General features: G+C 36.5%; 15 protein-coding genes. 6 read left to right on the forward strand and 9 right to left on the reverse strand.

Annotated features, from left to right (window positions below; all coding sequences use genetic code 11):
- The first annotated feature begins 3 nt into the window (after nucleotides 1-3).
- From IWC72_RS06410 to IWC72_RS06435, 6 genes are read left to right on the forward strand one after another with little or no spacing between them, the layout of a single operon-like run.
- Entirely contained in the window at nucleotides 4-834 is an 831-nt protein-coding gene (locus IWC72_RS06410; protein WP_194529212.1) for an SDR family NAD(P)-dependent oxidoreductase, read from the forward strand.
- 22 nt (nucleotides 835-856) lie between these two features.
- Complete coding sequence (locus IWC72_RS06415; protein WP_194529213.1) at nucleotides 857-2,326, forward strand: beta-galactosidase; 1,470 nt, start codon at nucleotides 857-859, stop codon at nucleotides 2,324-2,326.
- 11 nt (nucleotides 2,327-2,337) lie between these two features.
- Nucleotides 2,338-3,081: an RraA family protein gene (locus IWC72_RS06420; protein ID WP_194529214.1), complete on the forward strand. Its 744-nt coding sequence runs from the start codon at nucleotides 2,338-2,340 to the stop codon at nucleotides 3,079-3,081.
- 17 nt (nucleotides 3,082-3,098) lie between these two features.
- Nucleotides 3,099-4,073: a mannonate dehydratase gene (locus IWC72_RS06425; RefSeq protein ID WP_194529215.1), complete on the forward strand. Its 975-nt coding sequence runs from the start codon at nucleotides 3,099-3,101 to the stop codon at nucleotides 4,071-4,073.
- A gap of 39 nt (nucleotides 4,074-4,112) precedes the next feature.
- Entirely contained in the window at nucleotides 4,113-6,254 is a 2,142-nt protein-coding gene (locus IWC72_RS06430; RefSeq protein ID WP_194529216.1) for a glycosyl hydrolase 115 family protein, read from the forward strand.
- A 36-nt stretch (nucleotides 6,255-6,290) separates the two neighbouring features.
- Nucleotides 6,291-7,802, forward strand: coding sequence for a glycosyl hydrolase family 28 protein (locus tag IWC72_RS06435; protein WP_194529217.1), 1,512 nt, complete (start codon nucleotides 6,291-6,293; stop codon nucleotides 7,800-7,802).
- 224 nt (nucleotides 7,803-8,026) lie between these two features.
- Here IWC72_RS06435 and IWC72_RS06440 read toward each other — a convergent pair whose 3' ends face one another.
- The 9 genes from IWC72_RS06440 to IWC72_RS06480 form a co-directional block, all read right to left on the reverse strand.
- The gene (locus tag IWC72_RS06440) at nucleotides 8,027-10,159 is read right to left on the reverse strand and encodes a hypothetical protein (RefSeq protein ID WP_194529218.1); all 2,133 of its coding nucleotides are present in this window, start codon (nucleotides 10,157-10,159) and stop codon (nucleotides 8,027-8,029) included.
- 137 nt (nucleotides 10,160-10,296) lie between these two features.
- Nucleotides 10,297-11,370, reverse strand: a complete 1,074-nt coding sequence (locus IWC72_RS06445; RefSeq protein WP_194529219.1) for a hypothetical protein — start codon at nucleotides 11,368-11,370, stop codon at nucleotides 10,297-10,299.
- Nucleotides 11,351-13,042: a restriction system-associated AAA family ATPase gene (locus IWC72_RS06450; RefSeq protein WP_194529220.1), complete on the reverse strand. Its 1,692-nt coding sequence runs from the start codon at nucleotides 13,040-13,042 to the stop codon at nucleotides 11,351-11,353. The genes IWC72_RS06445 and IWC72_RS06450 overlap by 20 nt, the downstream gene beginning before the upstream one ends.
- A complete protein-coding gene (locus tag IWC72_RS06455) occupies nucleotides 13,039-14,766 on the reverse strand; it encodes a restriction endonuclease subunit S (protein WP_194529221.1) in 1,728 nt (575 codons plus the stop codon). Before IWC72_RS06455 ends, IWC72_RS06450 begins: the two co-directional genes overlap by 4 nt.
- On the reverse strand, nucleotides 14,766-16,343 hold the full coding sequence (locus tag IWC72_RS06460) for a type I restriction-modification system subunit M (RefSeq protein ID WP_194529222.1): 1,578 nt from the start codon (nucleotides 16,341-16,343) through the stop codon (nucleotides 14,766-14,768). The genes IWC72_RS06455 and IWC72_RS06460 overlap by 1 nt, the downstream gene beginning before the upstream one ends.
- Nucleotides 16,343-16,720, reverse strand: coding sequence for a hypothetical protein (locus tag IWC72_RS06465; protein ID WP_194529223.1), 378 nt, complete (start codon nucleotides 16,718-16,720; stop codon nucleotides 16,343-16,345). The genes IWC72_RS06460 and IWC72_RS06465 overlap by 1 nt, the downstream gene beginning before the upstream one ends.
- Complete coding sequence (locus IWC72_RS20410) at nucleotides 16,720-19,497, reverse strand: type I restriction endonuclease subunit R (protein WP_194529224.1); 2,778 nt, start codon at nucleotides 19,495-19,497, stop codon at nucleotides 16,720-16,722. Before IWC72_RS20410 ends, IWC72_RS06465 begins: the two co-directional genes overlap by 1 nt.
- Nucleotides 19,498-19,542: 45 nt before the next feature.
- The gene (locus IWC72_RS06475) at nucleotides 19,543-20,082 is read right to left on the reverse strand and encodes a hypothetical protein (RefSeq protein WP_226979510.1); all 540 of its coding nucleotides are present in this window, start codon (nucleotides 20,080-20,082) and stop codon (nucleotides 19,543-19,545) included.
- A 577-nt stretch (nucleotides 20,083-20,659) separates the two neighbouring features.
- Nucleotides 20,660-21,391 (reverse strand): P-loop NTPase family protein, encoded by a 732-nt coding sequence (locus IWC72_RS06480; RefSeq protein ID WP_194529225.1) that lies wholly within the window; start codon nucleotides 21,389-21,391, stop codon nucleotides 20,660-20,662.
- Between the last annotated feature and the right edge of the window lies 1 nt (nucleotide 21,392).

The following is a 21,392-nucleotide window of genomic DNA, read 5'->3' on the forward strand; positions in this document are numbered from 1 at the left end:
TATATGGAAAATAAGATTGCAGTAGTAACAGGAGCGGGTGGTACACTTTGCTCGGCAATGGCAATAGACTTGGCTAAGCAAGGATATAAGGTCGCTCTGTTGGGTAGAACCGAAGAGAAATTGAAAATCGTGGAGCACAAAATTAGAGCCAATGGCGGTATTGCTATTTCTGTATGTGCAGATGTAGCAGATGAGGCCGCTATGAGAGGAGCCAAGGATATAATAGAAAGTGAATTAGGCATTTGTACACTGCTCATCAATGGTGCGGGAGGAAATCAAAACGATGCGCTTCCCAATATACCTGAATTTGACGAACGTGAGCTAAACAATGATGATGCGGTAAAAGGATTTTTCAATCTTAATATGGAGGTTTTTCAAAGTGTTATCGACATCAACACGATGGGGACGGTTATTCCCTGTTTTGTATTCGGGAAGAGTATGGCGAAAAACAAGCAAGGCAACATCATCAATTTTGCATCTATGACCAGCTATCGGCCAATTACGAGGGTAGCGGCTTATGCAATGGCTAAAAACGGGATCGAAAGTTTTACTCAATGGTTGGCTGCCTACTTGGCACCTGCAAATATTCGTGTAAATGCAATCGCACCAGGCTTCTTTCTGAATGACCGTAGCCGTAAGATAATGTTCAATGCAGACGGCTCGCAGACGGAACGCGCACAAAACATATTGAGGCAAACACCTATGAAACGTTTTGGTGAAGCCCCCGAACTCATTGGCTGTATGAATTGGTTGATTGACGAAAAAAATGCTGGGTTTGTGACAGGTATTACCATTCCGGTAGACGGAGGGTTTTTGTCCAGCCCAGGAGTATAAAAATTATTTAAAACCATATACTATGAAAATTAATCTTAAGATTACTTATCTATTTGCCGCCCTAATAATATCTACTTTTTCTTATGCTCAGAAGAACCAAGATATTACCTATTCTTCGATTGGAGCGGTACAGTCTCGAAGCTCACACGAAATTGCTGCTTCAAATTGGTCTATTGGAGGTGAAACGATGGATCGAGATTTCACAGATTTTGACCAATGGAAGCAATATTTAGGTGCAACGGGAGCCAAAAAAATCAGGTTACAAGCAGGATGGGCTAAATGTGAGCCAAAAAAGGGTGAATATGATTTTGAGTGGCTTGACAGAATTATTGACGAAGTAATAGCGCAAGGCGTGGAACCCTGGCTGCAAACGTCTTATGGAAACCCCATTTATGAAGGAGGTGGAATGCCAAATCTTTCTGGCGGTTTTCCTGTCTCAGAGGAAGCTTTGGCCGCTTGGGACCAGTGGGTTATGGAACTGGTAAAACGTTACAAGGGCAGGGTGAAAATTTGGGAAATCTGGAACGAGAGTGATCTTAATTCCGAGAATACTCCTGATGCTTATTCCAAAATTTTTGTGCGCACAGCTGAAATTATTCGTTCTGAAATTCCCGAAGCTACTATTTATGCGTTATCGTTGGCAGGAATCAATGTTGAATATGTAGAACCTTTTCTAGCCTACCTAAAAAAGCATGATAAGCTAGATTTGGTCGATGTGATTACGCTTCATGGTTACACCTATCGTCCTGAAGAGATATATACAAAATATGAAAAAATCCAGAGCTTAACGAAATCGTATTCCGATCATATAATTATAGGCCAGGGGGAATTGGGCTGCCCTTCCGAAAACCAAAAACACTATGCCCTGAAAAATTATCCATGGACGGAAGTTTCCCAATCAAAATGGATGTTAAGAAAGTTGTTAGGTGATCTTGGGCGTGATATACCTTCATTATATTTTTCAATAATCGACATGAATTATGTACGAGTTTTGGAAAAAGTAAATGGAAAGATTACCGTTCTGAAAGATCCAATTTATACTGTAAATACAAAGGGTCTTATTAAAGCGAAAAAAGATAATACAGTCGATTATCTAAAGCCATCATATTTTGCCTATCAAAATTTGACATCTATTTTCGACTACTCTCTAAAGCGTATTACCAATTATCCATATGTAACTGATGCCTCGAGTTCTCTTTCCGTGTATGGATATCGAGCGGACAGTTCAGATTATCAAGTTGTGACAATTTGGGAAAATGGTGACACGCCAAACAACTCAACCAACAAGACCACAATTGATTTTGAATTTACGAATGGAAATTTTTCTGAACCGGTCTATGTAGATATGCGTACCGGAGAAATATTTGACATTCCGAAAAATGACTGGAGTAAAAAAGGAACGCATTATAAGTTTATTAACATTCCAATTTATGACTCCCCTATTTTGATTGCAGAAAAAAGTCTGATTAAATTAAAATCTAAGAAAAAATAAATTTAAGAAAGATGAGTGTAGAAGATTATAAAAAAGAGGTCGGAATGATGAACCTCGAAAAGTTGATTGAGGTTCGGGAAGGCGTATCAACCAAAAAATTTCCTATTTCTGACAAGGAACTTTTAAGCCGTTATGAGAAAATATATACAGGAGCCATAAGTGATGTGCTTAGAGAGTTTACCTTAATGAACCAAGCCCTGCCGATTCGAATACGAGCCTTGAAAAACTATCAAACTGTTGCGGGTTTTGCATTTACGGTTAAGAGCTCTTCTAGTACAAGGGTAACCGGCGAAATGGAATTTCGTACCAAAATGCTGGACGAGATGCATGAAAATGCATTTGTGGTTTACGATACCAGTGGCGACGAGGAATCTACGTCTTGGGGAGGAGTAATGACAGCAACTGCTAAAGGAAAAGGAGTAAAAGCCGCTTGTGTTGATGGTGGGATTAGAGATACCCATCAAATTTTGGAGGCCGAATTTCCTGTATTCTATAAATACCGTTCTTCAAATGGTAGTTTGGGCCGATGTCTGATTACTGATTACCAGGTGCCAATTCAGATAGATAAGTGTTTTATTAAGCCAGGCGATATCATTTTGGGCGATGTTGATGGTGTACTTGCAGTACCAAGGGACATTGCTTATGAAGTGCTATTACGAGCAGAAGAGATACGGGAAAACGAAAAGAAGATTTTCGGTTGGGTAAAGGAAGGTCAATCAGCAAAGGAAATCTCTGATAAAGGGGGATACTTTTAAATAATTCGACGTTTATTATGAAACTCTCTTTCTTGTTTTTTGGCAATACACCTGACGAAAAATGGCAGCTCTGTCGCCAAATGGGTATTGACTATGCCATTGCCAAGTTGGCCCCTGAACTTACTGGAAACCCTTCGATTGACGATTACGATTCCTTTGCCCGTTCAAAGGAAATATTTGAGGAAAACGGATTCCAGCTCTATGGACTGGAGGGCGACCAGTTCGACATGCACCGCATCAAGTTGGGCTTGGAAGGAAAGGAAGAAGATATCGAGAGGTATCAAAGGATGCTTGAAAACATGGGTCGCCTTAGGGTTTCTTTGCTCTGTTACAATTTTATGGCCACGGGCTGGTACCGAACGCATCACGCGATTCCTGAAAGGGGGGGGGCGATTGTCAGTGGGTTTAACTATGAAACGGCTAAAAAAGAACCCTTTTCGGAATGGGGCAATTTTTCTGAAGAGCAGATTTGGGAGAATTACCAGTGGTTCATCGAACAGGTAATGCCCGTAGCAGAGGCGAACAATGTTAAAATGGCGTTGCACCCTGATGATCCACCAATAAGTCCCGTTCATGGTATCGCCCGAATATTTACCACGGCCGAAGCAATGGACAAGGCACTTTCGTTTTCAGATAGTCCCTCACACGGTTTGACTTTCTGTCAAGGAACTTTTACTACTATGAATGAAGATGTAATGGCGATGCTCAAAAAGCACGGTAAGAACGGCAAGATATTCTTTGTACACATTAGGGATGTCGTTGGCAATCCCGAAGATTTCCGCGAAACCTTTCACGACAACGGCCCTACCGATATGTTCAAGATGATGCAGGCTTATAAAGAAGTCGGTTTTGATGGCCCATTACGATCTGACCACGTACCGACCATGGCGGGTGAAGACAATCAAAATGTGGGCTATGAAATGAAAGGCAACCTTTTTGGTATCGGCTATATAAAGGGGTTGATACATGCTGCAGGAATTATTACTTCCTAGTCGTATGACCATTTAAAGAAAATTTTCAAATTGTTAAGCATGAAACATAAATTAAACCGAGTACTCCTAGTTATAGTTGGCTTAATTTTCTTCCAATGTACAACCACTTCGGATGAATTCGTTATTTCTGGAGAAGTTACCACCTCTATTTTTATCAGCTCTAACGAACCTGAATATGTACAACTTGCCGCAAAAGATTTGATTGACGACATTGAGCTGATTACCGGCATTACTTTAAAAACGGTGACTTATATGGAAGAATGCAAAGGTAATTGCATCGTAATTGGTACTGTAGGCGATTCGGACATAAGGAATATTATCGACATCGAAAAAATTTCCGCCTTGGAGGGGGCTTGGGAGAAGTTTGTTATATTTTCTTCAAAAGAAGGGAGGAATAACCGGCTAAACATTATTGGCGGTAATCCTCGGGGCACAATGTTCGGGATATATTATTTTTTGGAAAAGGAATTGGGTGTAGATCCATTGAAGTATTGGACAGGCTATGAGCCAGAAAAAAGAGAGAAAATTATATTGCAGCCAATTGACTACAAGAGCGTTGAGCCTGATTTTAAGTTTCGTGGCTGGTTTATAAATGATGAAGACCTTTTGACCGAATTCAAAGATAGTGGAGGTATCCGAAAAATTGACTACCCTTACTATGGTCAAGTCACAAATCCCGTGTTAATCAGGGAGGTTGCGAAAGCAGCAGTTCGACTACGTTACAATTTGATTATTCCCGCTAGTTTTTTAGACATAAGAAATCCTGCTGAAGAGCGCCTTATAAAAGAGGTTTCTAAACGAGGGCTATTTATTTCAATGCATCATATTGAACCAGTCGGAGTGAGTGCCTTTGGCTATCAGAATTATTGGAAGGAAAAAGAAAAAAACCCCTTGTTCAGTTTTTATAGTGAAAAGGAAAAGTTAATCGAAACGTGGACTGATTATGCCAAACGCTGGGCCATATACCCTGATGTTATTTGGCAGATTGGATTAAGAGGAATTGCAGATAGGCCTATGTGGCAGGCAGATCCTGGAGTACCACAATCTGACGAAGAAAGGGCTGCAATTATTTCCGATGCCATGAAGGTTCAAAAGGAAATTATCATGAATGTTACAGGTAATCAAAATCCTTTGATGTCTACTACACTGTGGGCCGAAGGAGCCTTTTTTCATCAGGAAGGGCTCTTAAAGATTCCGGATAATGTAATGATAATTTTTGCTGATAACTCTCCGGGTTATGTCTGGCAATCTGACTTTTATGATACAGAGCGTTCGGAAAATAATAAATATGGAATTTACTACCACTACCAATTATGGGGAGCGGGCCCGCATTTGGCACAGGCGATTCCACCATCTAAACCTTTTCAGTTATTTAAAGAGGCAATGGATCGAAATACAAACGAGTATGCCATTTTAAATGTTTCCAACATTCGAGAGTTTCCTTTGGCGTTACAGACTTCTTCTGACATGTTTTGGAATATGGATTCATTTGAACCTTCGGAAGCGCTAAAAGCATGGTGTGCCAATAGATTTTCTGATGCTCCCGAAGAAACCTATGCGGCATATAGTCAATATTTTGATAGTTATCAAAAAGTTGGAAATAAGCAGATACCTGGTTTTTTGGATGGTCAGCAGCGGATTAAGGGACTCAGTATATTGGGCCAATTAAATGAATTACTAGTGGATGGCCATGCCCAAAGAGAGGAACAAGCAAAGCAGACGAAAAGTATAAAAGTTAAAGATGCTTTTCACCTTAGTCTGTCGGATACAAACCCCGCTGGAGGACTTCCATTAGATGAAAGTTTGGAAAAGGTGAACTTACAACTTGCCGGCTTTGAAAAAGCGAAATCTTTAGCAGTATCGGCAGATTCGAAATTGGCGGGTATGGAAAAGGATTTCTTTGAAAGTAATCTAATTGGACAGGTGGATATAGTAATTGGTCTTGGCCAATGGCTAGAAAACTGTATTTACGCCAAACAGGCTGCCGATAATAGAGACTGGGAGACAACTAGACAACATTTACGAACAGCTTTAAATGCCTTCGAAGTAATAGATTCTGGAAAACAAAAGGCCTCAAAAGGCAAATGGAAGAACTGGTACCGAGGCGATAAAAAGATGAACATAAACGCCTTGAAAGAACGGACCAAAGAGGTGTTGAAAAGCGTGGGAGAGAAAATGTAAATAATATATGATTGGAAAAGAAAAAATAACGCCAGAATGACAAGACAACATTTTCCTAAAAAAAACTATTATAAAGTTATCATGACCCTTTTGATGATTGGTGTTTTATTTCTAAGTATGGGTGTATCCACAATACCGGCTGAAACCGTAATCGTGCCGAATTTTGCCAAAGAATATCCCCGTGCTCAAGATTTTCAAGTTACCGCCGAGGGGAAGGAATTACCTGTTTTGGAAGGTACGATTGCCGCTATGTCGTATGCTATTATCAAGGGTAAATGTACGGTTACTGTCGTAAGAGATAAATCCTTTAAAAAAGTCGTCGTTCGCCCATTGAGTGCCGGAATTAAACCTAAAATTATTGGAAATAAGGTCATTTTCTCTATCCCAAAAGCGATGAATCTCAGTATTGAATTTGACGATGATATAAAAAGGCCACTTTTTTTGTTTACTAGTCCTGAACGTGAAAATGTCCCTAGCAAAGACGACCCCAATGTACGCTATTACGAAGCGGGTAAGATTTACGACGCCCGTGAAATTAGGCTATACGATAACGAAACCCTGTATTTGGAGCCTGGTGCAATTGTACAAGGCTATGTTACGGCTGATAATGTGAATAATATCAGAATATTGGGGAGTGGCATCTTGGATCAATCGGCCCGGAAAACCCTAAAGGTGAATTCCATACTACTTACAGAGTGCGAGAATGTACTAATCCAAGATGTTCAAATACACGATGCCTGGGGTTGGACACTGCACCCGAGAGGATGTGATAATGTTATTATTGACAACCATAAGCAGACTGGATGGCGTGCCAATTGCGACGGTATCGATATAGAGGCAAGTCATAATGTAGAAGTTAAAAATTCCTTTATTCGCAGTTCAGACGACTGTATTGCTATAAAAAGCAAACAGCCTGACATTGTGCGAAGACGGGGCAGCCCGAAAGTCGATAGTGTATTGATTGAAAATACTGTTTTATGGAACGCTATTGGCGGGAATGCCTTAGAGGTAGGTTTTGAGTTGAAAGGAGACTATGTTCAGAACATAACTTTTCGCGATTGTGATGTCATTCGGGTTGAAAGGGGAGCTGCATTAAGTATTCATAATGCGGAAGATACGACTGTAAGAAATGTTACTTTTGAAAATGTGCGTGTGGAAGATGCACGTGATGAACTTATTGATCTTTATATCGGACTATCGATTTATAGTGTTGACATTCCTGCTAAATATTCTAGACGTTTTGGTTTTAATATTCCTGACTCACTTAAAGACCCCGACGCAAACGATAATAGAAGTCAATGGCTTTACTTGCCTCAAAGTGAGAGGTCTTCTTACTCAAAAAACCGAGGGCAGATTGAAAATGTAATTTTTAAGGATATTCAAGTGGTTTCAGAAAAGGTTATACCTTCTTTAATAAAAGGATGGGATGATGATTATAGTGTAGATGGCGTAGTAATTGAAAATTTGACCTTTGGAGGAAAGCGCATGCGAAGTCTTGAAGAGGCCAAAATTGCTATTGAAAATGCCACAAATACAGTTATAAAATAAAGTTCTTCAATTTATGAGAGTGGCTGTAGAACTATTTACTAGAGTATTTAACTTTATCATAAAGTTCAATTTATGAAGGACTGATGAAATGGCTGAGAACAATAAGGGCATTAAAAATTTCAATTACATAACTTTACTCTTCATAACCCTCCTTTTGGATACTTTTCAGGACACTGTAAGTAATGGATAAAACCAGTTTTTGTAAGCTTCATTTAACATGGGTTTTATTTAGACTGAACTTTGTTAATGAAGGAAGTTAAGTTGGTTGCATAACCCACCATAATTTGCGGGTATAAATCATAATTACCCAAATCATAGTGTCCTCCTAATCTAAAAAATAATCCTGATTTACTATTATTGGGATTAACCAGGGAGTATAAATTTGCCATTACTTTTAAGTTTGGAGAATTATTGTAGGTGTTGAACTTAATATCGTTTTTATTTGTTCCAGTTGCTCCAAACCAATTCAGGCCTATAGTCAAGTCTGCACCAATGTCTGATTGTGGGCGTATTTCAAAATTAGTCTCGATTTCCTGGCCTATTGCAAACACCCGAAAATCGCGCTTTTCATACAGGCTGTTTACTGTATTTCCATTTTCTGAAGTTATACTTTCATTTAAATTATATTCAACACCAGTGCTTAAGAAGCGGAGCCCATATCTTATGTGCATAAAAGTAGAGGCTCTCTTGATTTCATATGTAAAAATCGAAGTTCGAATCCCCCCGTCAATACTATTATTTAATAAAAGGTTGAAGTTGTCGGTTTTAAACATGTAAGGGTCATTTTCCAAAAATGACTCCGGGTCTTTAGAGTTTACATCTTCCAACTTTATTTTCCTATTACCATTTTCTAACCCACCAAATAAGTTAGCCGTTAAATAAAATGTGATATTATCAAAGAATGTAATATACTTATAGTTAACTAAGTTCAGTGGTAGGCGCATTTGAGCTTCTGCGATGATTATACCATTTGTGTTATTATTAAGGCCTAAAAAATCTGAAAAGATAATTCCAGTAAAGTAATCCATTAAATCGCGTTGTTTTAGTTTGACAGATTTACCTGATGTCAATTTTATTTCATCATTTTTAATGGCATAATTAAAGGTTTTGCCAGTGCCGTAACAGAATATATTGCCATAAGAGTAGCTGTAATCTCCTAAGCTATTAGTCTGTGTAGAATCATTGAATGCCCTAAGAGGAAGTGAATAATTGTTATTGATTAGAACTTCTTTTTTACCATCCACTGTTCCCTCAATAACTATCATATCTGCTCTATTGTTAAAAAATGAAATGGTTGCAGAGTCAACTTTAAAAACTTTAGGATGCTTATCTTTGGCAGTCAAAATAAATTCTTTATTAAGAGTCAAGGACCCGCTATATTCAATATTTTTATTTTCAATACTATCTGCAATTAATAGAAGCATATCCCTTTGAGTTTCTTTTTCTTTTTGAATTCTTAATTCTTTTATAGGCTGTTCAACCTTTAAATATACTTTCTCCAGTGTCACCTTGTTAATTGCATCTCCTGCGAATTGCCGCTGTTCTATTATTTGAGATACAAAATCGCTTGACCCAATACCTAGTTCAAACGGACCGTATATTGTGTTTTTACCAGTATCTTCCTTGGGAATTACTTTTAAATAAAATATATTATTGGAGATGAGTTTGTACCATATAAATTTTTCAGTAGTATCACTACTTATAAGCTTTAACTCTTCGGTAGTTAAATAACTATAATCTTCGGTTTTAGCTATTTTTCCCTTATAGAAACTATCATATTCGTTCGTATAGGCCTGAGTTACATTTTTAATGATATCGTTCTTGTTATTATTTAGGGAAGTGATTAAAAATTGCTGAATTTTTGATTCTAAATCAGATTTTATTGATGCGGTGTCCTTACTAGTTTTTAGCAGAATATTTTCAATTGAAGAAAACGCTGGATTAAGGGGTTTTAAGACATAGGTGTTAGTGTCTTGAGTACTCTCTGTCAATTCGATTAAAAACGCCTTTAGGCTTACTGGTTGATTGAAATAGATAGCATCTAGAGCATCTTTTTTTAAGGTTTCGACATTCAAGGTAAGTTTTAAAGAGTCATATGTAGATAGACTATCCCGAAGCTCTGTAAAATAATCTTTTAAATGGGATTGCATTTCAGGAAGGGCAAAGGCATCATTGTTTTTTAATGTAAATACCTTGCAGGACTTTTCATCTGAAGAAATTTTGCAGATAGAAAATTTATTTGCCCCTTTTTCAAATAGGTATTGGTATTTCGTACCTAATAATTCAAATTCAGCTGTTTCTTGGGAGTGTAGAATGGTGACGGAAAACAGCAGGAAGATTACGTAGACTTTCCTCATATCTTTCATTTTTGAATGGTTAATTATTGAAAGTGAGGGAAGTACTGTTAAATTACAAAATTATTTTTAATTTGAAACTAAAATGATAGAGTCATATGTTTAAGTGTTTTGTTCCTGTTGTAATGGCCATTTTCTATTTAAGATGTTTTACGAGCACATTGATAAAGCCTTTTTTCAATATTTTCCGATTCAAAAAGAAACTTAAAATAAGAATAAAGTAAGATTCCATTAGTAGAATTGAGAACCCTATATTTTGCTTTTTTAAGTTGTCTTTTTTTGAATTTTTGAAAGTCTACCTCATCCTCTAGAGAATCCTTGTAATTATCTAGTAACTCGTTAAACCATTCCGTTTCGTAATGCTTTAGTCTGTTAGAGTACCTTTTTTTAATACCGTAAATTGAATCCCAAGTTCCTATTTCTTCTTCAATCTTTGCATTTCTCCTTAGTTCTAAATTCCATGGTACACTCTTTAAAAGTGTTATAAGTGTATGGTTATTATATTTTTCATCTTTAATGATTTGAACTTCAAGTTCATCAGAACATAGTTTATCGTCATAGGGATTGTATGCTAAACGTCTAGTTCCATCATCGAAGTATAAGATATCAAGGGCCTTTTTTTCTTTAGAATTGCATTTATGACAAGTGGGGAAGAGCAAATCAAAATTGACACTTATAAAAGGATATTTAGATTTTGCATAATAATGATCATAGGCTTCTCTGTAATCATCTTCAGGGGTCTCAAAAGACTCCAATCCGCAAAAAGGACAAACAAAAATATTTTGTGCTAGACTCTCATAATGGGACTTTACGGTGCCAAAATCAGTTTCCATTGCAATCACTATTGGATACTCTTCCCAAAGGGATGTAAAAAAAGGCTTAAGAATATCTACAATATCTTCATGTAAGGCCTCATATGGAACTAAGTATTTACTATTATCACTTAAACATGCAATATCATTATTAGCAAGAAACGCATCTTGAAGTTGAATTTTAGCTGAGTCTGGAAGATTATGATACGCATGTACGATTTCTTTTAAAGGTTTTTCTAACCTAACTTTTGATGCGCCTACAATTGGTCTAAAGTCAGGATGAATTAATTTATCTTCATCATAACTCGTTAAATCAAGTTTGAAGATTTGTTCAAAGACATAACAAATGTGCCAATGAAAACCAGTAATCTTATGCTTTATTTTATTGTAGCTGTAGATCATTGGTCGTTGGTGGCATTAAATTGTCTCCATCTTTATCGTCTTTAAATTCTTCCTCTTTTTCCATCAAGAAGGTATATATATCAAATTTTTCAATGGACTCACCAAAGTTTAATAGGCTTTTTTTGACTTTAGCTATATCCTCTTTTGTATGAATACTTTCTTTTAGTTCTATCAATTTTTCATTAGAAAAATCTGAAATGGAGATATCTCTATTAAATATTAGTTCTAAAAGAAAGGTTATGGAACTACCGTGTGTTTGTAATTCCGGGTTTGAAAATTTTCCATTTTCAAATTTGTAAACATTCTCTTTAAAACTGTCAGAAATTACAAAAGGGGAGTGCGTGGTCAATATTACTTCTTGCTGTCTAACCTTTGAAACCCGTTTATTACTATCAAATTCAATCCCCGTAATTTTATTAAGAATGCTTATCATTTTGGCACGCCACATAGGGTTAAAGTGCGTATTAGGCTCATCAAAAAGGAATAGACAACCTGGTTCTTCCATCATTAAAACCGACCCTATTACTTGACTAAATTGATGTTCTCCATCGGATAGGGATTTGTAATAAATTTCCTTGATTTCGTTTTCTGATCTGTTAATAATCTTATCAACGGTTATCTTCTCTATTCTAAATACCAGACTTGATGGATCTGCCTTTGGCATTTCATCTGATAAGTTTAAGGTCTCATGAGCATTCATAATCAATTTACGGGTCATTACAGGAACCATATATAAATTGAGTGTATCAAACTCATAGAACACTTTGAACAAGTCAAAGGCGTTCTTGAAATGAAATTTAAACGCCTCTATTGTCGCATTGTTTACTTTATAATCTAAAATCACTTTAGATTTAAATCCTTTTTTGCCTTTTTCTTCGTAATAGGAAGTTGCACATAACTTTAATCTTTGGAGTTCTTTTTCTAATCGGTATCCTAAGACAACATTTTTGTTTTTATAGTCAGTAAGGTTCAAAGTTATCCTAAAGGAACTAAGACCGTCAATGGCAAGAATTTGTTTATAATAATCTAGATTCACTTTATTAGCCAGCAGCATGTTGCAAATAAAAACAGAAAAATTTGACTCGTAATCCATGAAAAATAATGTGTTTTTCTCCATTGGATTATGGTTAGGTCCTTTTTGCTTATCAGTTTCCAATTGCTTAAAGTAATGGTAACGTACTTTGTAGTATGGGTTGCTCAATAACTCATTTTGGCCAGATGTATATGCGATTACTTTTTTAGGAAGTATATCTTTAGTTTCACCTTCGGGTCCCGTGTAATCAATTCTTCTTGAATCTTTTTCATTGTTATAGTGTAAAGAAAATTCAGGGTGCTCCCCAATTTTTTTTGAAATCCTTACTAAATATTGCTCTTGATCTTGCTGATGAATAGCAGTTTGCACAGCTACATAAGGCAGGTAATACTCAATAATAAAACCAAAATTTTTGTCCAATCTATTTTCCTCAGAGGCTGATGGTAAATGGTATAATTCTAAGAAGTAAAAAATTTTAGAAAAGAGCTCAAGTAAATTAGATTTACCACTACCATTTAAGCCTGCAAAAATCTTGGTGGAAAGTTGTGTCGTATCCTTAGAGTTGTTAAACTCAAAACGATAGTTTGGTTTTAAGCTACTAAATTCACTTCCTAATATTTCAACACTTTTTAATCTCATCCCAATATTTTAAAATAGATGCCAGAACGTTGATGCACATCTTTTTCTTTGAAGATTTTATAGTCTCTAGCGCTTAATTTTAAATCAAAATTTTCTTTTTGGGCATCATAAAAAGCTTGCTCTAACTTTAAATACGGGTTGCGGTTTTTACCCGACTCTAAAACAATGGATGAGAAAATAAACTTCTTTAAATCTTGTTGCTCGTGTAAATGTGGTTTCTTTTTTAACTGTTCAGAAGAATAGTAGCTTATTTCCATTTTTTGTTCTTCTTTAAAACACTTTCTTAACATTTCCATTGAAAAATGGTGGTTTCTAAAACGTTCTTTTATAAGGTCTGCTAAAAACTCTGAACTGACATCTTCTATTCTAAGTTTCAGGGGTTCTTCTGGGTCAAAACTTTCCCATTTCATGTCTTCCGCTTCCTCATCCGTTATGGGAGGAAGAGAAACCTTTTCTTTGTATATGATTTTGGGTTGCTCTTCAGACTTAAGATATTCTTGTTGGATTTCAGTACTATTATTTTTTGTTGAAAACTCCTCCCTCAAAACTACCTTACTCAAATCTAACTCACCTTTAAATGCATCTTGACTTAAGCGAGCATAAAGGTTTTCAAGCTCATTTAAATGGTTTTGATATAGCTCTTTAGTTTCGTTAACCTTATCTACAATTTTGGCAAAAGCCTTTTGCAACTGGAGTGGAGGGCAAATAACTTCTATCAGCTTTAAATTTGACTGATTTATTCCGGATATAGTTGATTTTGTAACACGTTTTAAAACATACTTTTTTTTTGCTCTCTCATTGTTGAAAAAATGAAAAAGATATATAGGTAATATTAAATCTTGATTTGGAGTTAGCCGAATCATTGAAGATTCGAATACTAAAGGTTCATCACTTTTTGGTATTAAACATGCTTTTGCAGCACCTTCAAAATTCAGTGATCTTCTAGCTATTAAAATGTCATCCGAGTTTAATCCATATTTTGTAATAAAATTTTCTGGAATTTTCACTCTTTTTAATTCTCCGCGTTTTACTATATCATAAAATAAGTCTGACATATGTACCATTTCAACTCCATCATCTTTATACGAAGATTTGGGTAGTGAAATACCGTTAACCGGTTTGCTCGAAATTATATCCTCAACATTTTGCACTGAAAAATTTTTATTATTCAAAGCAGGATCCCCAAATAGCTCCAAAAAAGTACTTTTCAACAACTCATCTAAAAGGGCAATACTTTCTTTGCGCTTGGCAATGAGTTCTTCACAATCGGTCAGGACTTGCGCTATGCGTTTTTGGTCTAAAGGGTCTTTTGGAACATAAATTTTAATTCTTTCAATATCCCTTTTTGATATTGATTTGAAAGTTGAACCCGTAGAATATCTAGAGACTAATTCTTGATTGTTTTTTAAAAAATAATAAATGTATCTAAAATCATTTTGTCTTTTAGCTCTTATTGCTCCTAACCCTCTTCCTATACAAGCCTTTTCATTGGCCAAATTAACAGGACCTACTGGCGCCCTAACAGACATTAGTATGTCATTGGTTTCAGCGATTTTCTTAGGGTTAGTGCACCATTTTCTAGGAATAGGATTTATAGCACCAAAATCAGTTTTGCCTTGATAAAACGGAAGCCCTTCAGCTATATCATTATAACTGTCAGAAGGTGGAGATTGACCGGCAACTACCTCTGCTATCTGGGCTATGTTTTTGGATTGCATTTTCATCAAAACAACTCCTTTAATTCGTTCAACTTTTTGGAAATTTGAGCTTCCAAACCATTTACTCCCATTAGTTTTTCCAAAATTACTTCGGGCTTTTCATATTTAATTTCCTCATATACCTCTTCTTTGTAACGGGAGAAACTCAAATCATAGCCTTCTGCAACAATCTCCTTTTTGGGTACGGTAAAGTGTTTTCGTTTCCGGTCATTTTCAGACGCCGGTTTTGCACTTTTATATTTAATGACAATATCTTGCAAGTCTCCATAACCTTCTAATTTGCCCCGTTTGTCATCTAAACTATAGCCATCGCTTTGCATGTCATAGAACCAAACATTTTCGGTTTCACCACCCTTGGTAAAAATGAGTAAGGCAGTACTAACCCCGGCATATGGTTTAAAAACGCCACTTGGCGCCGTTATTACCGCTTTAAGCTCACTTTTTTCTATCATCAACTTGCGGGCTTCCTTAAAGGCCTTTCCACTTCCAAAAAGAACCCCTTGTGGCACCACAATACCGGCCGTACCACCCATGCGCAGCATTTGGTAAATACGTTCTATAAAAAGCAGTTCGGTCTTGGTCGTACTCAATTGCAAGCTTTCATTAATATCTCCCTTATCTATATTACCTGTAAAGGGTGGGTTGGCCAATACCACATCGTATTGGCTGGTTTCATTATAACTTTTACTAAGGGTGTCGGTATAATCTATCTGAGGACTTTCTATACCGTGCATCATCAGGTTCATCAACCCCAAACGTACCATGGTTTGGTCTATATCGTAGCCTTGAAGGCTGGCATCTAAAATTGCTTTTGTCTTTTCATCAAATCTTGATGCCTTGCTAGAGCGTATAAATCCGTCTTCGTCGGTTTCTCGTGTACCTTTCTCTTTATCTAATTGAGTTACTAAATATTGATAAGCATCCAACAAAAAGCCACCTGTACCACAAGCTGGATCTGCAATACGATTACCCAATTGTGGAGCAACCAATTCCACCAATAATTTAATGATATGGCGTGGTGTTCTAAATTGACCGTTTTTACCCGCACTTGCTATTTCGCTTAATAAGTATTCATATACATCCCCTTGTATATCCTGAAAATCCTGTCCCTTTTCAGAGGCATCCCTATCCATTTCCTCATAGATGCTATCTATAATCTTCACCGCCTCTACCAACAGCGATGGTTTAGGAATGATAAAAACGGCATTGCGCATATGTTTTACAAAGGGGGAATCATTGGTATCCAAGGTCTTGATAAACGGAAACACATATTGCTGTACCCGTTGCAACATTTCTTCACCGGGTAATCGTTTAAATTCGCTCCAACGTAACTGTTGCTTTTCAATTTTAAGGTCACTATTGGGCAATTGAAACTCTCCTTCAAAACGAGATTTAAAAGGGTCTCCTGTAAATTCCGCTCGTGATTGAGCATCGGTATCATTTTCATCCAATTTCTTCATAAAAAGCAGATAGGTGATCTGCTCAATAGCGGTCAGTGGGTTAGAGATGCCACCACTCCAGAATTTATTCCAGAGTTCCTGAATTTTTGATTTTATGGTTGGATTATGTTGTAATAAGCTCATTAATAATCGTTTTTGAAATTCCTAAAGTTCTCTTTATCTAACCAAAATTCATAACATTTGGTAATAACGCCATTCTCCCACTTTTTATCTTTCTTTAGGTCTTGCCAATCTTTTTTTAGCAGATCCCCAGAAAGTTTATAAAAACCATCTCCCTGTTCCCTTTGTCCATTTTTGTGTGTGACTAAAGCACTCAATAAAGGTCTGCCATTTTTAAACTCATAAACAGAAATGTTACCTAACCATTCACCAATGAGATTTCGATGGTAGTCATTTGAAAAATCAAGGCCAAGCATTAACGCATCATTAACTTGTGAATAACTGCGAGTCGTACGTAGCCTCGCTAATTCAATAAGGTGTTTTCTAATATCACTTTCCATTATGCTACCAGTTGCTCAGTTAATGTTACTATTTCTTTGATCTCTTTAGGGTTAAATACCCCTTGTATTCCCTTTGGGTGTATTACCGTAAAAGGTGCTTCTAATAAATTTCGTTTATGTATTTGCCCTCGCTCAATAATATAATCGCGCAAGAGATTTAAAAACTCAATTTGTCGGGTGCTCAAGGTAGTGTGTGTTTGTATAAATTCAGCGACTTTTTTACTAACAGTTTCATCAAAACTTTCCAATACCTCAATACCTAAAATATGTTTTATGAACTGCAAAAAATTGGCACGTTGGTTTTTGTACACTTTTTGCAATAAGGCTTCGGTTATATGAGGGTCTTCCGAATGCAGTTCTTCGGCCAATTGAGCGGCTTCTTCGGTTGTTATTTGTTTGCCCTCCTTAATGCTTTTCAGTATAGGATTGCGCTTCAAAAGCTCCATGATTTTCTGCTTTACCATTTCTCGATACCGGGAAATACTAACCGATTCATGCTGGGGCCCAAATTCCACAAACTCCTTTGTGGTGACAACATCCTTCATATTTAAATGATCCATACCACTACCTGTCACAGGTTTATCAACATAGCGCATTAAAGGGGCCAGCTTTTGGGCAAGCACATCAAACTCTGTATCTGTAATAGTAGCCCAATAGTTGTTTGTAAGCACCTTTTTGATATAGCTGGCCTGTTTTTCAATCACATTTACCGATAGGGGTAAAAGCGATACTTTCTCTTGAATATTTTCTTTTAGAATTTCTAATTGTTCGGCATTATCTTCTAAATGCGCCAGAGAGGCCTCCAATACATCTTTTTTAAAACGCATAGCCTTGAAGTCAACTTGAGAAACTGTTCTAAACAAAGGGCGTATGATGTCTCTAAGAAACTCAAAACTCTTAGTATCTAAATTCTCCCAAAAATCTGCTTTCATAGCTCTTACCAAAGGTGTCTGCGCATCTTGGATAACTACCGAATCTTTTGGTAAGTTCTTAAGTTGTGTTCGGAATAGTTCAATTTCTTTTAGCGCAATGTCCAATTCATTCAGTTCTAGAGCCAGTTCAATTTTATCGATCCGTAGTCCTGCAAAACGAACAGGTAAGGGCACTTGTTTTTTGTTTTCTACACCTTTCGGGTTCAGTTTAAAATATTCGAAATTATCCCAACAGTCGATAATTCTAAATACATCTTTTTCAACACACCAAGGTTTCATTGCCGTTGGTTCCAAAAGGCGAGTGCCTCGCCCAATCATTTGCCAAAATTTGGTATAAGAGAAGACAGGCTTTGCAAAAACTAAATTCACCAATTCGCGAACATCGATACCAGTATCCAACATGTCGACACTAATAGCCACTCTAGGCATATTGTTTAACTTAAACTGGTCTAGCAACCCACCTTTTCCATAAACCCTTGAGTCATCTGAAACCATAACTTTGGCCAGTTCGCCATTATATTCGGGATACAACTTATCAAATATCTCTTCTACTTGTCGTGCTTGTGGAATAGATTGACAGAAAAATATACTCTTACCCGGCAGTACACCGTTTAAATCTTTGATAGATTCTTCCATAAATTCTCGAACAATCAAAGCATTCGTTCCTCTGTTCCGTACTGATTTTTCGAGTTGTGTACCTTCGTAATTGATTTCTTCAATATCACGGCCTTCATACAATAATTTCTTTTGGTCTTCTAAAGAAACCGTACGCTTGCTAATGCCTTCATCTTGAAACTTGGTATGAATTTTCATCACCTCAAAATTCGACAGATAAGGTGGAATATTCTTCACCGCCTCTTCATAGGAATACGCAAAGGTTGGCAAGCCATCTTCGCATTCGAACAAATCAAACGTATTATGGTCAATCACATCTGTAGGTGTCGCAGTCAACCCTAGCGTTATGGTATTGAAATAACCTAAAACCTCTTGGTAGGTATTGTAAATGGAGCGGTGGCTTTCATCTATAACAATCAAATCAAAAAAATGTGGAGAAAGGGTATTCTCATCATCTTTGACAATATTAAGCATTGTGCGGTAGGTAGAAACGTAAATACGCCTATCGGTAGCAATTAATTTTTCATCTCGTTTAGGCCAAGTGGGTTCGTTAGGTAAATGTTCTTTGAAAGCATCTAAGGCCTGATCGCGCAATGCTATTCTGTCTACCAAAAACAAAACACGTTCAGCCCAACTAGCGCGCATTAATGCATCTGTTAAAGCAATACAGGTTCTTGTTTTACCAGTTCCTGTTGCCATAACTAAAAGAAACTTTGTGCGCTTCTTTTCAATGGCTTCCATGACTGCACGAATGGCTTGTATCTGGTAACCCCTTCCTGCGATAGCCGTATTTATTAATTCGGCTGCAAGTGGTTTTTTCCGTTTTCTTATATAATCATATCGTTCTAAATCATCACGAGTAGGAAAACCAATAATTTTTTTAGGTGGGTAATTGTTTAAATCCCAAAAGAAAATATCTAATCCATTAGTATAAAAGCAAAAAGGCAGAATTCCTATATCTTCTTTTATTCCTTCGCAATACTGCTTTGCTTGTTCCCTACCTATTTCTGCATCTTTAGATGTTTTTTTTGCCTCCACTACTGCTAGTGCTTTACCGTCTTTTCCCAAAAGAACATAATCACTAAAAGTAGTATCATGTTCTATGGATGATTCATTTAATTTTGATATAACTGAATACTCTTCAGCTACTTGGGTATAGTCATTAACATTCCAGCCAGCCAGTTTTAGCTGGTGATCAATAATTTCTTTTCTGGTTTGAGCTTCTTTCACAAGTTGATTCTATTGCCTTGATATGGTTCTAATTAGTCGACATTTTCAAAGAATTTGCGTACTACAATACTCCTTTATTTTCTCTCTACAGGTTTCAAATTCTTTTCTATCGCCTAGCCAATTTCGACATTTTTCATGGATTTCCTTTCCTTCTTTAAGCTCTTCAAATGAGATACATTTAATATGTTTGGGGGTGACTAAAACAAATAGAGCATTTTCAAAGGGATAGTCACCATAATTTTCAATGTCTTTTCGAGTTAGTTTTCCGCTCTTTCTGAACTTCACTTCAATAAAGTGAGCTTGATTATCCTTGAACACGACAAAGTCAGGCATCTGGCGGATGTTTTTAGCAACGTCTCCTCTCACTCCTTTGAGTAGGTCGGTTATTCCAGGTATAGAATTCTCCATACCATATTTAAACACTTGGAAGTCTAATGAAATGAAAAGTTGCTCAATAATAGTTTCAGCAATTCGTCCTTTAATCACTCCGGAAACCCATGGATTCCCATTCTTTCTTTGGTAACAATCTGAACAGAGCCCATTTTTAAATTTAGTATTGGCGCTGGATTCAATACAATCTGGCATTTTGGTTTGATATGTTTGTGAGAGTGGTAAGGTCTCTATCTATTTGCAACTACCAAAATAAGCATTTTTCTTACAAATTGTGTGGTGGTAGTTGGTGATTGATTAAAGGTGGCAAATAGATTGAGTGCGTAAAGGAATAAATATAGGCTGGTGAAGGTAATAACGGATTCATTTATATGGTTAAATCCGTTATTTGTATGGTTCATATATATTCATAATGTTGAAACACAGTTCAACATTATTAAACTCCACATCTTTAACTGCAAACCGTTTTGAATTTTATAGATTACCTTTTTTCTTGCGATTATTTAAGAGCATATGGCTTATTTAATTTATAAAAAATGATATGATATTTGGAGCATTTGGATATGGTGTGGTTATATAGCTGGTTAGATTTGATATGTGTAGAAATACCTTAAGTAAAGTTATAGGGGAATAAATTCAACCACACTTATTCAATACATTATGGTTAAAGGTGGTATGTTTCTAAGGTTTTGTAATATCCCTATCACCCTATCACCCTATCACCCTATCACCCTATCACCCTATCACCCTATCACCCTATCACCCTATCACCCTATTTCCTGAAACTTTTACCATTGAACACCACAATATTGAACATTTCAAATAATCTGTCATATACTCTACTTCCATACCTTTGGCCTATTGACATTAGGGTTGCTTCTACGTCATTTTCATGTTGTTCAAGATAGTTCATAGTGATATGGGTAAGTTTATTTAGCATATATCGCTCTTCTAGTGTTTCCTTCATAACGTCAACCTTTCCATAGTGATTGGCAACGCGTTCAGAGTTAAGGTCGTCGAAGAGGAGAATGCCTCTCTGAAAATCTTTTCTTAGAGAGACTTTATCTTCATGAGTACCACATTCTTCAAATCTTTGGACCACACTATTGGTAGAACAGGTCTTAAAAGCATAAATTTTCAGAGCCTTGAAACTTTCTTCGAGGGCTCGCATATAGGCCGTCTTTCCAACTCCATAACCACCAATTATTAACAAGCCTTTTGTGAATGATGGTTCTGATAAGTCTTTTCTAATGTTTGGATGATTTAAAAACTTTTCATCCATTAAAAAATAATGAAACAAGCAACTAATGTTTGCAAGAGATTCTGGGGTTTGATGGAATTTACTTTTAGTTATTGATTCAAATTTTCTAAGAAATAGTGGCCAGAGGTGCTTTTTGTTCAGATTACTAAGAGCTTTTTGATTTAGGTCACCTGATATATTTTGATTGGTTATTGCTTGTATCAAATTTTGCGAAGCCAATGATAGTGTTTGTGTAGTTTTCATA

Source organism: Zobellia roscoffensis (assembly GCF_015330165.1).
GTDB lineage: Bacteria > Bacteroidota > Bacteroidia > Flavobacteriales > Flavobacteriaceae > Zobellia > Zobellia roscoffensis.

What these genes read in the sequence shown, in the direction of transcription:
- IWC72_RS06430 (WP_194529216.1), top strand. Translation starts at nt 4,113, where the DNA reads ATGAAACATAAATTAAACCGAGTACTCCTAGTTATAGTTGGCTTAATT.
- IWC72_RS06410 (WP_194529212.1), top strand. Translation starts at nt 4, where the DNA reads ATGGAAAATAAGATTGCAGTAGTAACAGGAGCGGGTGGTACACTTTGC.
- IWC72_RS06420 (WP_194529214.1), top strand. Translation starts at nt 2,338, where the DNA reads ATGAGTGTAGAAGATTATAAAAAAGAGGTCGGAATGATGAACCTCGAA.
- IWC72_RS06415 (WP_194529213.1), top strand. Translation starts at nt 857, where the DNA reads ATGAAAATTAATCTTAAGATTACTTATCTATTTGCCGCCCTAATAATA.
- IWC72_RS06455 (WP_194529221.1), bottom strand. Translation starts at nt 14,766, where the DNA reads ATGAAAATGCAATCCAAAAACATAGCCCAGATAGCAGAGGTAGTTGCC.
- IWC72_RS06445 (WP_194529219.1), bottom strand. Translation starts at nt 11,370, where the DNA reads ATGATCTACAGCTACAATAAAATAAAGCATAAGATTACTGGTTTTCAT.
- IWC72_RS06460 (WP_194529222.1), bottom strand. Translation starts at nt 16,343, where the DNA reads ATGAGCTTATTACAACATAATCCAACCATAAAATCAAAAATTCAGGAA.
- IWC72_RS06450 (WP_194529220.1), bottom strand. Translation starts at nt 13,042, where the DNA reads ATGAGATTAAAAAGTGTTGAAATATTAGGAAGTGAATTTAGTAGCTTA.
- IWC72_RS06475 (WP_226979510.1), bottom strand. Translation starts at nt 20,082, where the DNA reads ATGCCAGATTGTATTGAATCCAGCGCCAATACTAAATTTAAAAATGGG.
- IWC72_RS06435 (WP_194529217.1), top strand. Translation starts at nt 6,291, where the DNA reads ATGACAAGACAACATTTTCCTAAAAAAAACTATTATAAAGTTATCATG.
- IWC72_RS06480 (WP_194529225.1), bottom strand. Translation starts at nt 21,391, where the DNA reads ATGAAAACTACACAAACACTATCATTGGCTTCGCAAAATTTGATACAA.
- IWC72_RS06425 (WP_194529215.1), top strand. Translation starts at nt 3,099, where the DNA reads ATGAAACTCTCTTTCTTGTTTTTTGGCAATACACCTGACGAAAAATGG.
- IWC72_RS06440 (WP_194529218.1), bottom strand. Translation starts at nt 10,159, where the DNA reads ATGAGGAAAGTCTACGTAATCTTCCTGCTGTTTTCCGTCACCATTCTA.
- IWC72_RS06465 (WP_194529223.1), bottom strand. Translation starts at nt 16,720, where the DNA reads ATGGAAAGTGATATTAGAAAACACCTTATTGAATTAGCGAGGCTACGT.